We start from the raw sequence: 14,565 nt of genomic DNA on the forward strand, positions 1-14,565 counted from the left end.
GCTAAACACGGGGGCTGCGCGGCGGACACGCCGACGTCACAGCTACTGCCACGCCATTTTTGCAGAACTTGACGCACACAACTCATCTTCCGCTTACTGTCGTGGCGGACGGTTGTCCGCGCGCGCAGTGGCTACCCGCTGCGCTGCGGCAAACAAATCCGGTCCATGGCCGCAGCGGCGCACTGCATTCGGCTCCAAGTCGTGAAGAGTGAGGCCTCACAATTCCAAGGGGATATGCTCATGAAAGCGTCGCCGCCGAGCTTTTCGGCACCTTCTTGTCTTCGGCTGCGCGTCAGTGGTGACAGGCGGTTTTGGCGGGCTGCTGCCGGCTCGGTCGCTTGGCATCGGCCTCAGCTTCGGCATCGCTGTAACCGCCCTGGCTTACGCGATTGGGCCACTCTCGGGCGCGCACCTCAATCCGGCCGTCACGCCGTGGACGCCTCCCACAAGGGCCACTTTGTATCCTGTTTCCCACATCGCCGCAGTCCTCAACGAAGGTCTACAGATGGCGCATTTGGTCCTTATCGGCTGCCGCAGAGCCAATCGCTCTCGAGTGCAGGCACTCCAGTGGAGTCCAGACGTTGGATTGGACCTCGACCTCTACAAAAGCACACTGAGCTTCCGGTCGGGCTACGACGGCATTCCGAAGCGATCGCTTCGGCGAGAAGTCGTCGTTCTCAATCGGGCGACCGGGGATACATCGGCGAAGACGGCATAAGGGAGGATGGGCCAGACCGAGCCGACGGAAAGGTCGTAGCCAAGGCCTTGGGGCGCATAGCGCCTGGCCGGGAGGCCGCCGCCAGTCAGACTGACGCGACGCGTCGTTGAGCGAGGTGGAGACCCGAGCGGGCTCGACGAGGGTCCACGGCGGTCACAATGTTGTGGTGATGATCGCAGTAGACGCGATCCGGCGAAGTTGGCCCAGCACAAAAACGATAACCGCCGGGTACTGACGGGTCTTCGCTCACCGGGAAGCGGCACTGATAGAGGCCTAGCTGAATGAGGGGGACGTCTCTCGAAGTTAGTCTGATATTTTCAGGCATGATGGTTTCCTAGTTCATAGCAATTGCCGGCTGACGGCCGCAGTGCGACCCGTCGGGGCGAGCTAGGACAACGGTCGAAGCCAGTCCGTGATTTGAACCTATGGCTTCGGATCGACAATCAGCGGGTTGGCCGCATCCAGGTGGCAAGTGTCCAACAAACTCAGCAGATGATCTTGCTGGCGGCTGTCCTTTTCACACGTCGTCGCATCCGATCTGTACGACCATGCGCCTGGCCCTCTTCCTTAGCACCGCACGGCCTCACATCCTTCACTCCGATGAAACAGTCGGAGAACAAACGGAATGCTGCGGGGCCAAGTGCTTGCATGCGCCAGGCGTTGGAGCATGCGCTCGATCCCACGTTAGTTCAGTTCGTGGAAGCTCTTGCGATTGCCGACGCTAGGCGCGATCATCTCGCTGTGAGGCTATCTGCTTCGACACCTAACTTGGATGTCGTCGAAGCAATTGGCTGCAACGGCGAGGTTCGTGAATGATACGCGCAGCCATTTACGCCCGGTTCTCGACCGAGCTGCAGAACGAGAAATCCACCGATGACCAGATCGTCCTTTGTCGCGCGTATGCAGCACGGCATCAGCTTGATGTGGTTGCGGCTTACGAGGACAAAGCTCGCTCGGGAGCTTCGATGTTTGGCCGTGCCGGCCTCATGAGATTGATGGATGCGGCGCGCGAACGAAAGTTTGATGTCGTCATTGTTGAGGCACTCGATCGCCTTTCGCGCGACATGGAGGATCTCGCTGGACTGCACAAACGACTGTCATTCCTAGGGATCGAGATCCAAGCTGTTCACGACGGCACAGCTGACGCAATCTTGATCGGAATACGAGGTTTGGTGGGCGAGGATGGCGCAAAAAAGGTACGTCGAGGAATGGCCGGAGTGGTTCGCGACGGGCGCCACGCCGGCGGTCGCGCATTCGGGTATCGGGCAGTTCTTGGGCGTCCCGGTGACTGGAGATCGTTGAAGAGGAGGCTGAGGTAGTTCGCCGGATCTTTGCGGCCTACACCTCTGGCCGGCCACCACGCGAAATCGCACAAGATCTCAATCGCGAGGGGGTTTGTCCGCCTCGCGGCACTCGTTGGAACGCCTCTACCATCAACGGAAACGCACAACGCGGCGCGGGGCTGATTTTGAACGAGCTCTATTTTGGGCGCATCGTCTGGAACAAGGTTCGGATGGTTAAGGACCCAGATACCGGCAGGCGTCTGTCCCGTCCGAATAGCCGCGACCAGTGGCAGACGATTGATGTCCCACACCTGCGTATCGTTGACGAAGAGATATGGCGACGCGCGCAGGACTTGAAGACAGAAAGATCTCGTCTGAAATTGAACGTGAAACGTCGGCCACCGCATCTCCTCTCGGGCCTGTTGCGATGTGGCTGCTGCGGTTCGGGCATGTCGGTGCACGATCGCGACAAGACTGGCAAAACACGAATCCGCTGCTCGACAGTTCGTGAGAGCGGCAGCTGTCCCAATCGTCGCATAGTTTACCTGCGGAGCGTGGAGAATGCTGTATTGGATGGAATGCGTGACGAGCTGAAGGACCCGCGTCTCATTGAGATCTACGTCCGGAATTATAATGAAGAGCGTCAACGGCTAGCAGCCCGTGCGTCCAACGTTCGGGTCACCCTTGAGACAAAGATCGCACGGATTGAAGCCGAGCGACAACGCAGCATTGACCTGGTGCTCAAGGGAATTATTGGTGATGACGACGCCCGAGAGCGTATCGCCGAGTTGAAAGATCGACGCATCGAGGCGGAGGCAGAACTTGCCAGTCTTGACGAGGCGCCATCGACCCTTACTCTGCATCCGGCAGCGATAGAGAAGTATGTCAAAACGGTCGATGAGCTCGCTTCGGTCTTAGCTCATCACGCCGAGGCGGATGACGATCGGGGCGTGCTGGTCAAGAGCTTCCGCGCGCTCGTTCATTGTGTGACGGTTCATCCCAAAGGGCCGCGACAGGATATTGAGATCGAGGTCAAAGGCAAGCTTGCCGCCCTCATCGGCGGCAACACATTCCCCCAAGCGCGGTATGCTGGAGAACGCGCGGTGGCCGAGGAGCGCCACAGGCAAGATCCCACTATTACGTACGATAGTGGGTTTAGGGTGGTAGCGGGAGAGCGCTACCGCCTTTCCCCCCACTCATCGAACCACCAGTTCCGGCTTCGTTGCTGCGGCTGAGCGAGATAAGTCGAGCGGCGACAATGCCTTTGGTCGCCGAAGGCAGACCGTCGTCGCCGATCAGCCGCCGGACTTGTCGAGAACTGGAACTGTGCGCGATTTCGCCCGGTCGGCTTCCATCGTGACGCAAAAAATGCGGACCGCCGCGGACGGGTACAGTCGGTCCCGCGTCTCGGTCTGCGGCCGGCGCTATGCTGACGCTCCTACGGCTGTCCCGTTCACCGCCCGCGGCGGGGGCGAATTTCCTCCGTCCCGCGCGCGACAACTGTCCACTGTTGCGGACGCGCGCAGGACTGCGGGTTATACGCCATCTTTCTTAGAGCGCCGACGACCGCCGGCGCGAAGATCAACGCGGTGCGTCGTTTGGAAAGACGAATGAGGACGGCGTCATCGCTACTATTCGCTCCCGTCGATTCTCTCCTCGATGGGACGCACCGGGAGATAGGCGTTCGTCTCCAGCCATTCGCGCAATAGAGAGCCCATCCAACTACAAATTTGGGAGGCAGGGCTTGCTCTCCGAATTCTTGCATCCAAGGTCAGCGATGGGAGTGTCGTGCGCACCCGATGGTGAGGTTCACTATCGGCCGTTCCCGCTCGCATCGGGTCAACTCCCCAGGCCACCATCCACCACGTGCACCTGGCCGGTAACGTAGCTGCTCATTGAGGATGCCAGATAGAGGGCGACGCTGGCCACCTCGTCAGGGTCGGAGTGGCGCTGCAACGGAACGGCCTTGTTCACCGCCTCCGTGACATTGACGCCGCTGATCGCGCTGATGCGGTTCTCGATTTCGTGCTGGAACGTGTTGTGGATCGGACCTGGATTGAGGCATTGACGCGGATGCCGCGCGGCGCGAGCGCCCGGGCCGCCGCGCAGACCACGCCGACCTGCGCATGCTTGGCGACGGTGTAGCTGATGTTCTGCCCCGCACCTTCGCCACCACGCAGGCCGGCGAGGCTTGAGATGACAATGATGCTACCGGGCACTGTAGCCGCCGTCGGCCATCAAGATATGCCCTGTCACGAATGACGCGTTCGGACCAGCAAGATAGACAAGGGCATCGGCGATTTCACTAGGTTCGGCCCAGCGGCCAATGGGATGGGCGCTCTTGATGGCCGCCTCGCCTGCGGCTGGGTCGTCCAGGCCTTCGAGGTAGCGAGTCAGGAACGGCGTATTGATTGATCCTGCTCCAACAGCGTTCACACGGATGCCTCGGGAAGCATAATCTACGGCCATCTGTCGTACCAGTTGAAGCAGGGCGCCTTTGGCCGCGCAATAGGCTGCCTGTTCCGGCAAGCCGACGACGCTTGAAATGGATCCCGTCGCGACGATCGAACCGTGGCCACGCGCGAGCATCGAAGGCAGCGCGCGCCTCGACATCAGGAAGAAGGATTTGGCGTTCGCATTCATGACAGCGTCCCACTCATCCTCGCTGGTTTCGTGAGCGGACTTCGAAATGATGAAGCCGGCGTTGCTGACGAGCACGTCGACCGGACCGAACCGCTGTTCTGCCGTCGTGAATATTTTCTCGACGTCAGCGACCTTGGTGACATCAGCGGCAACCGCGACGACATGATCGGGCGAGTCTCGTTCCAGTTCGTCGACGGCCGGGTTGAGATCTGTTGCGCATACCTTGGCACCGTTTTCGATGAAAAGTGAAACTGCAGCCCGGCCGACACCTCCCGCCGCTCCTGACACGACGACGGTTTTGCCCTCAAAGCTACTGGTCATGATGGTTCTCCGATCGTTGATGTTGGTACTAAATTGTAAGCGGCTGGCTCGGGGGTCGCTCACAGAGAGAAAGCAACCCTGTCTATCAGGCGGCCAGAGCCGAAACCGACGGATCAGCCCGACCCACGTTCCTTTCGGCCGTCGTATCCTCTCTTCGTTTTCAATCGAGCCTCGCAAGCGCTTCCGCAAAGAAGTTTACGTCGCCGAAATTGCCGGATTTGAGTGCCATCATCAGTTCGCCTCCCGGGTATCCGATGGTGCGCAGCATCGGGACGCCGGGGGCAAGTTCATCGCCGACCTCGAACGAGCCGATCGCCAGCTTGTCCACCACGGCGCCCGAGGTCTCGCCTCCCGCCACCACGAGCCGCCGAACGCCGGCGTCGACGAGCCCGATGGCGATTTCCGCCAAGGCGTTCTCGATCGTCTGCCCGGCCTCGTGCTTGCCGTGCTGCCGCTGGAGGGCTGCAACCGCATCGGGGCTGCCGGAGGACGCGATGAGCACTGGCCCAGCCGCGAGCTGCCGTCGAGCGAATTCAAGGGCCTCTTCGACGGCGCCGCCGCCGCCGGAGACAATGCGCTGCGGATCAAGGCGTAGCACCGGCATATGTCTTTCGGCGGCATCGATCTGCTCCAGTGTCCGGGCGGAACAGCTGCCGGCAATGACCGCCGATCGGCCACCGACAGCAGCAAGGTTAGCCATTGATCCCCGGGCTGGGCGTGCGGCCAGAGCGGCCCTTGCGAGTCCGTAGCCAAGTCCGGACGCACCCGTCGAAACGGCGCCGCCGGACGCCAATTGGCCGAGGACATCGAGATCGCTGTCCCGGATGGCGTCGGCGATGATCGATTTCCGCCGGCCAGGCATTGCGGCGATCTTCGCTCTGCAGCTTTCCAGGCCAAGTGCGACCGTCTGGCAGTCGAGACTGTGAACAGCGTGCTTGGATTGCCTCGCAAGAACACGCGTAAGATTGGCGTCATGCATCGGGTTCAAAGGATGGTGCCGCAAGGCGCTTTCGTTGAGTGGGACATCGTTGACGAACAGGTGCCCCTTGTAGACGGTGCGTCCGGTTTCCGGAAACGCCGGCGTAACCACGGTCCAGTCCTGTCCAGCCCGCTCCATGAACGCATCGGTAACCGGACCGATATTGCCCGCATCGGTCGAATCGAAGGTCGAGCAAATCTTGTACATGACGTGGCGGGCGCCGATCCGCCGGAGCAATTCCTCGGCGGCGAGCGCACTTGCGACCGCATCGACAGCCGGCACGGCACGGATCTTCAGCGAGACCACAAGCGCATCAATCGTTTCGAACAGACGGCTATCGACCGGGACTCCTATGGTCTGGACGGTTCGAAGGCCGCATTTGCGCCAGGTGTTCGCAAGATCTGAGGCCCCGGTGTAGTCGTCGGCTATGGCTGCGAGAATGACCGTCACTGCCTGCGCCCCCTATACGGCGCAAACCAGCCAAGGCCAGCTTTCGTCTCGCCAGCGGGCTGATACTCGCAGCCGACGAAACCGGAATAATTGCTCGTCTCAAGCTGTTCGAAGAAGTGCCGATAGTTGACCTCGCCGGTATCCGGCTCGTGCCGTGCAGGCACCCCAGCTATCTGGACGTGCCCGATGAGCGGCTGCAGATGCCGGAAGCTCTCGGTGATGTCACCATGCATGATCTGTCGATGGAACACGTCGAACTGAAGCCTGACGTTCGGGTGATCGAGTTCCTCAATAAATGCTGCGGCACGCGCAAAGTCGTTCAGGAAATAACCGGGCATGCTGCGGCCGTTGATCGGTTCCAACAGAAGGTTCAGGCCTTGGGCGGCCAGCTTCGATCCGGCGAAGTCCACGGCACGCCTGTAGCTTCTCAACGCTTCTGCGTCTGACGGGTCCGCAAGGCCGGCCATCATGTGGAGGGAGCGCACGCCAGTCGCCGGGGCGTAGTCCAGCGCCTTGTCGACGCCTGACTGGAACTCTTCGAAGCGATGCGGCAGGGCAGCGATGCCGCGTTCGCCCGCAGCCCAGTCTCCGGGAGGAAGATTAAACAACGCCAGTTCGAGTTCGCATGCCCTCAGTCGGCTGCCTACGGTTTCGGGTGCGAATTCATAGGGGAACAGGAATTCCACGGCTCCGAAGCCGGCTTCCGCGGCAGCCTCGAAGCGGTCAAGGAACGACCATTCCGTGAACATCATGGTGAGGTTGGCGGCGAAGCGTATCATGCGGCGAGATCGATCATGATGCCGCCTTGGCTGTTGGCAGCGATGCGCCGGACAACTTGGCATAGGTGCGTGCAACCGACGCGTCGTCGTCATGTCCCATGCCTGCGCCCGAGGTCGCGAGATACATCTGGAGGGCCGCCGCTGCGAGCGGCACGGGATATCGTTCGGCCCGAGCCATGTCCTGGAGAATGCCCAGATCCTTGACGAATATTTCAACCGAACTCAGCGGCCTGTAGTCGCCATCGAGGATATGCGGGACACGGTTCTCGAACATCCAGGAGTTTCCCGCGGACGCGGTTATGACCTCGTAGACAGTGGAGAGGTCCAAGCCGAGCTTGGATGCGAGCACCATGGCCTCGCATGCGGCCGCGATATGGATTCCTGCCAGATGCTGGTTGATCATTTTCACCGAAGCGCCGATGCCGGGTTCGTCGCCCAGGCGATAGACCTTCGCCGCGACCGCATCCAGGACATGCCGCGCCCGTGCGAAGGCATTCGGGCTGCCCGACGCCATGATCGTCAGGGCGCCGTTCGCGGCTTTCGCTGCGCCGCCCGAGATCGGGGCGTCGAGATAGAGGATTTCGCGCTCCGCGAGGCGCGAGGACAGGCGTTTTGCCTCCGACGGCGCCATGGTCGCTGACGAAATGAATACCGAGCCCGGTGGCATCACCGGGAACACGCCGCCGTCGCCGAAAAGCACCGCGTCGGTCTGCGCGCTGTTCACGACGACGCAGAGGACGACGCTCGCATTGGCAACAGCTTCGCTCGGTGATTCCGCTATCCGCGCGCCGCTTGCAACCAGCCTTTCCGCAGCGGTCGCGGAGGGATCGTAGCCGACGACCGCGTGTCCGCGTCGCACAAGCGAACTCGCCATGCCAAACCCCATCGAGCCCAACCCGATGACGGCGACGTTTGATTTTTCCGCGCTTTTGCCAGCAGACATGCGTATCCAACCTCTTGCTTTCAATCCAATCATAATGCAGATTATCTACAATCTGCAACGGGCTGTCGCCGCACTTTTGAGATTTTCAGGTTGGCGTCCGTGGGTAAGCTCAGTGCGTTTGGCTTCGTGCCATGCGCCTAGAATCTCGGGTGATATGGATCAGACGAAACTCTGTGAACAGATTGTCCGCTTCGGCAGGTCGCTGTTCGATCGCGGACTCACCCCCGGTTCCTCGGGAAACATCTCTGTTCAGCTCGACGAAGGCGGCTGGCTTGTGACCCCGACAAACGCGTCGCTCGGATTTCTGGATCCAGCGTCCATTTCCCGCCTTGACGCAAAGGGCAATCTTGTCTCGGGCGACAAGCCGACGAAGGAGATCCCCCTGCATTCCGCGCTCTACGACACAGTCAAAGGATCTCGGGCTGTGGTGCATCTGCATTCGACGCATTCGGTCGCCGTCACGATGCTTCCCGAGATCGATCCGAAGTCGGTGCTGCCGCCGATGACGCCGTACTATCTCATGCGCGCTGGCCGAACGGCGCTGGTGCCGTATTTCAGGCCGGGCGATCCGGCGGTCGCCGGGGCCATCAAGGGATTGGCCGGCAAATATACGTCGGTCCTGCTGGCCAACCATGGGCCGGTCGTGACCGGCAAGGACCTTGAGGGCGCCGTCTTTGCGATCGAGGAACTCGAGGAAACAGCAAAGCTGTACCTTCTGCTGCGCGGTCTCAACCCGCGATATCTATCTGCGGAGCAAGTCGAGGATCTGGCCAGGCAATTCCCGCTCCCGGGCCCTGACGGAGCGCACGACCACCATTAAACAAGGCAGTTTCGTCTGGAGCGGGGTGGTCCAAAAACACATTGACAGATTGTAGACAATCTGCAATTTTGAAGATGGGAACAAGGAAGCAAATAATGCTCTCGCAGGACCTGAGTACCGAGCATTTCCGGCAATCGATGCGGCGCGTGGCGTCGACGGTCTGCGTGATCTCGTGCAGGCACGACGGGCGCCGATATGGCATTACCGTCACGTCGGTCACGCCGCTCAGCTTCGCTCCCATTTCGATCCTTGCGTGCGTCAACCGCAACTCGTCGATCAATGTGCCGCTCAAGGAAGAGGGGCAATACTGCATCAACGTGCTTCGGGCCTCGCAGGCTGACATATCCAACTCTTTCAGTGGCGGACGGCCGTCCGAGAGGCGTTTCGACATTGGCGAGTGGACCGAAAAGGACGGCATCCCCTACCTGGCAAGCGCGCAGGCGAACCTGTTCTGCGAGATGGATCAGGCGATCTCCTATGCCACGCACGACATCATCATCGGGCGGGTCGCAGGGGTGGCATTTGCCTCCGATGTCGACCCGCTGATCTACCATAACGGCGCCTACGCGCTGACTTCACCCATGGTCCTGCAGAAGGCTGGATAGGACTGTTTACCAACGTCGACAGCCGTCGCCGAGGGATCTTAGGAGCAAATGAATGCAGCTTGGCCTTTTTAACCTGATGACGCTTCGCGATCATCCCGACGGTGCCCAGGGCGTGATGCGCGATACCCGCAAAATGGTGGAGACCGCCGATGAGCTCGGCTTCGATGTCGCGTGGTTCGCCGAACACCATTTCGCCAACTATTCGAGTTCGCCGTCGCCGCTGATGATGTGTTCCTACGCGGCCGGATGGACCAAGCGGATCAAGCTAGGCCCGGGCGTTATCGTGCTGCCGCTCTACAATCCGCTTCGTGTCGCCCAGGAGATCGCGGTCGCCGACACACAGACCGAGGGCCGCCTCGTCATCGGCCTGGGTACCGGCTATCAGCGCTATGAGTTTGATCGCTACAACATCGTGCTGGACGACAGGGTCGACGTTTTCCTTGAGTATTGGGACGTCATCGAAAGAGCGCTCGTCGATGGCGAGGTCGAGTACAAGGGAAAGTACATTTCCCTCCCCAAGACCAGCTTCGCGATCAGCACCCAGCAGAAGCCTCTTCCCCCGATTTTTGTGACCTCCTCCCACCCGAAGCTTCTCGATCGCTTCAAGAAGTGGAAGGCGGTCCCGTTCCTTGCAGCCAGCACGCTCGGATCGCCCGTGCTCTACAAGATGGTCGACGGGCTCAACGACGCCTGGACATCCATCGGCGAGCAGCCTTCGACCAAGCCCTTGGCGATCATGCAGTACCTGGCCATAACCGACAGCCGCAGCGAGGCATTGGTCGTGGCGGAGCGGGCCCGGTACGTGGGGCGTATGGCGCATTATCTGCGCCAAGCCTCGCCGCCGCTGGACGACAACAGCTACATCAGCAACCAGACGTTCGAAGGCGAGTACACGCTCGACCAATATGCGGACAACATGGTGGTAGGCGATCCGCACGCCGTTGCCGAGAAGATGGTCGCGGACATCAAACGTCTCAATCCAAGCAACTACACCTGCAACTTCTCCTTCGGCTGCATGCCAATCGAGTTGGCGCATCGCTCGCTCGTTCGATTCAAGAACGAAGTCGTGCCCCTGATCGAGAAGGAAGTGGGACCTATCGAAGCTCTCGGCGTGACACCCAGGCTGGCGAGAAAGGCGAGTTGAGCGGTCTCAATTGCTCAGCCAACAAACTACTTGGTCTGCAACAAAGAAAAGGGGAATGAAATGAAAATGGTTATGAGGGCTCTGCTGGCTACGGCGGTCGCCACATTCACGCTGGCTGGTCAGGCGCATGCCGACTCCGCGCTCGACACGATCATCAAGAACAAAAAGCTGCGTTGTGGCATCATGCTGGACAGTCCGCCTGCCGGCTTCCGCGACTCGAACAACGAGCCCGACGGGTATGACGTGACGTACTGCAAGGACATGGCAAAGGCGCTTGGCGCAGAGCCGGAAATCATCGAGACGCCTTCGCCGGATCGTATCCCGGCGCTGGTTTCGAACCGCATCGACGTCCTTATCGCCTCGACTACGCCGACCCCGGCACGTGCGCTGACCGTGGCGTTCACCCAGCCATACACCAACAACGTCATGGCAGTCGTGACCCGCAAGGACACCGGCATCGCCAAATACTCTGACCTGGCATCCAAGAAGCTTGGTGGTGTCGTTGGCACCACGCCTGAGCAACTCTTCAAGGATGAGCTGGGCAAGGGCTGGGAGGGTACGGGTGCGACCTACACCGGCTTTGCGAGCGATGCGGAAACCTTCCTGGCTCTGCAGCAGGGCAAGATCGACGCCATCGTGATCAATGTCGCCGTCTTCAACTCGCTATCGCAAAGTGGTCAGTTCCCAGAGTTCGTGATGGCCGGACTTGCCCCTCTCGCCGACTTCGGATCGATTGCCCTCAAACGTGACGACCAACAATTCCTGAACTGGGCGCGGGTTTTCGTGTTCACTCAGGTTTCGAACGGGCGTTGGGCCGAGGTGTACCACAAGTACTACGGCAATGGTCCGCTGCCGCCGCTGACAGCTGAAGGCATTAACTTCTAAGCATAGAGCTTATGCCGGCAGGAAAACCCTGCCGGCATGAGCATGGGATGATTGGCATGAACGGCTATCAGTTCTACTGGTCCATAGTCTGGGATTCACTGCCCCTGCTGCTGGCCGGAGCCTGGGTGACGATCCAGATCACCATTCTCGCCTTCATTATCGGCACGCTCATTGCGATGCCCATGGCTGTCGCGCGCCAGCAGGGCGAGGGATGGGCCTACCGGTTTTCGACCTGGTGGGTGGAGCTGTCGCGCAACACGCCTGCTGTCTTTCAGCTCTATCTATTTTATTTCGGGCTGGGCGCCTTCCACATCAACATCCCCAGCTACGCCGCCGTCCTCATCTCCGTTTCCTTCAACAACGCCGGATACATGACAGAAATCTTCAGGGGTGGTCTCAACGCCATCCCGCGACAGCAGCTGTCGGCTTCGCGCTCACTCGGCATGACCAGCCCGCAGAGCTTCATCCATGTGATCTTTCCACAGATGTTCAAGGTGATCTTCCTCGCCTATGTCACTCAAGGCATCTGGGGAATGCTGAACACCTCGCTTGGCATGCTGGTCGGACTGCAGGAGCTCTCGGGCGCCACGCAGTACGCGCAGTCCGCATCCTTCCGGACATTCGAGTTCTTTCTGGTCACGGCGCTGATCTATTACCTCATCGCCAAAGGGCTGCAGTTCTCGTCCCACCTGGCCTTCCGCCTCATATACAGGAGCTAGGCGTGCAGTTTCAGTTCGCAAACCAAGGCCTCGCCTGGTCGGATGCTTATTTCCTGGCTCAGGGGCTGCTCAACACCGTCAGGCTGGCCGCCGCAGCAACCCTTGTCGGCACCCTTGCCGGGATCGTCCTTGGCTGGTTGCGCACCGTGTCAATGACCGTGAGGATCGCCACGGCCCCCTTCATCGACATCCTGCGCAGCGTGCCGATGATCATCCAGCTGATACTCGCCAACAGCCTTCTATCGATCCTGGGCTTCGGCACTTCACCCTTTTGGTTCGGTACCGTCGCACTTGGTGCCTGGATGTCGGCAGTAACTGCCGAGGTGGTCCGGGCGAGCCTGCTCTCAGTCCCGGTTCAATACCGCAAGAGCGCTCGCTCGCTCGGCATGAACGGCTACCAGGAGCTCTTGTACATATCCATGCCCCTGGCATTCAGGACGGGTCTGGCTCCGTGGATCGGGCTCGTCCTCAGCCTGATCAAGGACAGCGCTCTCGCAGGCGTGGTCGGCTACATCGAATATATGCGTTCCACCCAGATACTCATCACCAGGACACATGAGACCTGGCTGCTGCTGATGGGTGCGGGGCTTTTCTATTTCCTTATCTGCTATCCTGTTTCCCGGTACAGCCGGCACCTCGAAAGAAAGGTCCGCGTATGATCCGCATCAGCAACGTCCAGAAGGCCTTCGGATCGGTGATCGTGCTCAAGGGCATCGATCTCACGGTCGAAAAGGGCGAACTCGTCTGCCTCATTGGCGCGAGCGGGTCGGGAAAATCTACGCTCCTGCAATGCATCAACGGGCTCGAACCGATCCAGGGTGGCGAGATCCTCGTAGACGGCATCAGCGTCCACGATCCGAAGACGGATATCAACAAGCTGCGCAGCAAGCTGGGCATCGTCTTCCAGCAGTACAACGCCTTCCCGCACCTCACGGCGCTGGAAAATGTCGCGCTGGCACCCCGGGTGGTCTCAAAGCGAAGCCGCGCTGTGGCGCGCGCACTTGCGCAGAAGCACCTCGAGCATGTGGGGCTGGGCGACAAGGGCGACAGCTTGCCGTCTCAGCTCTCAGGCGGCCAGCAGCAGCGTCTCGCCATCGCCCGAGCGCTTGCAATGGAGCCGAGCTACATGCTCTTCGACGAGGTCACCTCCGCCCTGGATCCCGAACTTGTCGGCGAAGTGCTTGAGACCATGCGCCTCCTGAAGAGCGAAGGCATGACGATGGTGGTTGTCACGCACGACATCAATTTCGCTCGGGAATCGGCGGACCGCGTGGCCTTTCTCTGCCAGGGCGAAGTCTGCGAAATCGGCACGGCCGAAGAGGTGATCGACAATCCCCGCAAAGAACAGACACAGAAGTTCCTGCGGCGCGAGAATCGCAAGCCCCTTGAAATCGTCAGAAGCTCAGTCGCCTAGCGAATTCCATCCAAACGCAGCATCGAAGGGTAACTCATGATCTCGTTCAATCTCACGGGAAAGGCGGCGCTTGTCACCGGGGGCGCGTCGGGCATCGGCCTCGAAACCGCGCGCATGATGGCCAAGGCAGGCGCCAAGGTCGCAATCAACTATCTACCGGCCGACCAGAGGGGCGAGGCTGCTCTCGCTGGGCTCCAAAGAGAGGGGCTCGACGTTATCGGTGCTCCAGGCGATGTCGGCGACGCCGGGCAGGCCAAGGCAATGGTGCTCGAGGCGGTGGCGAAGCTCGGCCGTCTCGATCTGCTTGTCAACAACGCGGGAATACCGGGCGTGAAGGTCCCGGTGCCGATCAACGACCTGGACAGCATAACGGAGGAGCTTTGGGCAAATCTGCTGAACGTCAACCTGATGAGCGTTTTCAGGTGCTCGAAGGCCGCGGCGCCTGCTCTCAAGGTGGCCAAAGGTTCGATCGTGAACACCGCTTCCATCGCCGGCTTCGGCGCCGTGGCCAGCACCATCGCCTATAGCGGCTCCAAGGCCGCGGTCATCAACCTGACGAAGAACCTGGCGCGTGCGCTCGCGCCCGATGTGCGGGTCAACGCGGTGGCGCCCGGCGTCGTCGAAAGTTCGTGGGCGATTGAATGGTCGGTGGAGCGTCGCCAGAGCACCCTCGCCAGCACACCTCTGAAGAAAGTCTGCACCACGGCGGATGTCGCGGAGCTTATCGTCTTCCTGGGTTTCGCCGGCGCGCTGATCACCGGTCAGACGGTGGCGATCGATGGCGGCATCTCGATCTGATCAGCACTGGAGAACGGCATGGAACTCGTGAAGCTAAAGTCCGGCAGCATCCTGGAAGAGAAGG

17 protein-coding genes are annotated in these 14,565 nt (G+C 60.5%); 11 read left to right on the plus strand and 6 right to left on the minus strand.

Translation table 11 applies throughout. The annotated features are described in order from the left end of the window. Positions 1 to 298: 298 nt before the first annotated feature. From NKI01_RS19150 to NKI01_RS19165, 3 genes are all read left to right on the plus strand, one after another. Positions 299 to 718, plus strand: coding sequence for an aquaporin (locus tag NKI01_RS19150; RefSeq protein ID WP_352515656.1), 420 nt, complete (start codon positions 299 to 301; stop codon positions 716 to 718). 812 nt (positions 719 to 1,530) lie between these two features. Next, the gene (locus NKI01_RS19160) at positions 1,531 to 2,037 is read left to right on the plus strand and encodes a recombinase family protein (RefSeq protein ID WP_352494532.1); all 507 of its coding nucleotides are present in this window, start codon (positions 1,531 to 1,533) and stop codon (positions 2,035 to 2,037) included. 8 nt (positions 2,038 to 2,045) lie between these two features. Continuing rightward, a complete protein-coding gene (locus NKI01_RS19165) occupies positions 2,046 to 3,236 on the plus strand; it encodes a recombinase family protein (protein ID WP_352964337.1) in 1,191 nt (396 codons plus the stop codon). 604 nt (positions 3,237 to 3,840) lie between these two features. On the opposite strand, the gene NKI01_RS19170 is transcribed toward NKI01_RS19165, so the two are convergent. From NKI01_RS19170 to ltnD, 6 genes are all read right to left on the minus strand, one after another. Beyond that, positions 3,841 to 4,047 (minus strand): SDR family oxidoreductase, encoded by a 207-nt coding sequence (locus tag NKI01_RS19170; RefSeq protein ID WP_084642602.1) that lies wholly within the window; start codon positions 4,045 to 4,047, stop codon positions 3,841 to 3,843. Then, positions 3,972 to 4,220, minus strand: coding sequence for an SDR family oxidoreductase (locus NKI01_RS19175; protein ID WP_023718657.1), 249 nt, complete (start codon positions 4,218 to 4,220; stop codon positions 3,972 to 3,974). Before NKI01_RS19175 ends, NKI01_RS19170 begins: the two co-directional genes overlap by 76 nt. Beyond that, positions 4,210 to 4,965 (minus strand): SDR family NAD(P)-dependent oxidoreductase, encoded by a 756-nt coding sequence (locus NKI01_RS19180; RefSeq protein WP_352494531.1) that lies wholly within the window; start codon positions 4,963 to 4,965, stop codon positions 4,210 to 4,212. Before NKI01_RS19180 ends, NKI01_RS19175 begins: the two co-directional genes overlap by 11 nt. A 160-nt stretch (positions 4,966 to 5,125) precedes the next feature. Continuing rightward, complete coding sequence (gene otnK, locus NKI01_RS19185) at positions 5,126 to 6,394, minus strand: 3-oxo-tetronate kinase (protein WP_352964246.1); 1,269 nt, start codon at positions 6,392 to 6,394, stop codon at positions 5,126 to 5,128. Beyond that, positions 6,391 to 7,173, minus strand: coding sequence for a 2-oxo-tetronate isomerase (gene otnI / locus NKI01_RS19190; protein WP_023718654.1), 783 nt, complete (start codon positions 7,171 to 7,173; stop codon positions 6,391 to 6,393). The genes otnK and otnI overlap by 4 nt, the downstream gene beginning before the upstream one ends. A gap of 13 nt (positions 7,174 to 7,186) precedes the next feature. Next, positions 7,187 to 8,116: an L-threonate dehydrogenase gene (gene ltnD / locus NKI01_RS19195; protein WP_023718653.1), complete on the minus strand. Its 930-nt coding sequence runs from the start codon at positions 8,114 to 8,116 to the stop codon at positions 7,187 to 7,189. Between the two features lie 154 nt (positions 8,117 to 8,270). On the opposite strand from ltnD, the gene otnC reads away from it, so the two are divergent. The 8 genes from otnC (at position 8,271) to NKI01_RS19235 (ending at position 14,501) form a co-directional block, all read left to right on the plus strand. Then, positions 8,271 to 8,936 carry a 3-oxo-tetronate 4-phosphate decarboxylase gene (gene otnC, locus NKI01_RS19200; RefSeq protein ID WP_023718652.1) on the plus strand — a complete coding sequence of 222 codons (666 nt, stop codon included), beginning with the start codon at positions 8,271 to 8,273 and terminating at the stop codon, positions 8,934 to 8,936. A 95-nt stretch (positions 8,937 to 9,031) separates the two neighbouring features. Next, on the plus strand, positions 9,032 to 9,541 hold the full coding sequence (locus NKI01_RS19205) for a flavin reductase family protein (RefSeq protein ID WP_023718651.1): 510 nt from the start codon (positions 9,032 to 9,034) through the stop codon (positions 9,539 to 9,541). Between the two features lie 52 nt (positions 9,542 to 9,593). Further along, positions 9,594 to 10,685 (plus strand): LLM class flavin-dependent oxidoreductase, encoded by a 1,092-nt coding sequence (locus tag NKI01_RS19210; RefSeq protein WP_023718650.1) that lies wholly within the window; start codon positions 9,594 to 9,596, stop codon positions 10,683 to 10,685. Positions 10,686 to 10,745: 60 nt separating this feature from the next. After that, positions 10,746 to 11,570 carry an ABC transporter substrate-binding protein gene (locus NKI01_RS19215; protein ID WP_352790422.1) on the plus strand — a complete coding sequence of 275 codons (825 nt, stop codon included), beginning with the start codon at positions 10,746 to 10,748 and terminating at the stop codon, positions 11,568 to 11,570. A gap of 56 nt (positions 11,571 to 11,626) precedes the next feature. Beyond that, on the plus strand, positions 11,627 to 12,289 hold the full coding sequence (locus tag NKI01_RS19220) for an amino acid ABC transporter permease (RefSeq protein WP_352494528.1): 663 nt from the start codon (positions 11,627 to 11,629) through the stop codon (positions 12,287 to 12,289). Positions 12,290 to 12,291: 2 nt separating this feature from the next. Then, on the plus strand, positions 12,292 to 12,948 hold the full coding sequence (locus tag NKI01_RS19225; RefSeq protein ID WP_023718647.1) for an amino acid ABC transporter permease: 657 nt from the start codon (positions 12,292 to 12,294) through the stop codon (positions 12,946 to 12,948). Beyond that, entirely contained in the window at positions 12,945 to 13,703 is a 759-nt protein-coding gene (locus tag NKI01_RS19230; RefSeq protein ID WP_023718646.1) for an amino acid ABC transporter ATP-binding protein, read from the plus strand. Before NKI01_RS19225 ends, NKI01_RS19230 begins: the two co-directional genes overlap by 4 nt. 36 nt (positions 13,704 to 13,739) lie before the next feature. Continuing rightward, positions 13,740 to 14,501, plus strand: a complete 762-nt coding sequence (locus tag NKI01_RS19235) for an SDR family NAD(P)-dependent oxidoreductase (RefSeq protein ID WP_023718645.1) — start codon at positions 13,740 to 13,742, stop codon at positions 14,499 to 14,501. Positions 14,502 to 14,565 lie beyond the last annotated feature (64 nt).

Origin of the sequence: Mesorhizobium sp. M0815, from assembly GCF_040319995.1 — a bacterium.
GTDB lineage: Bacteria > Pseudomonadota > Alphaproteobacteria > Rhizobiales > Rhizobiaceae > Mesorhizobium.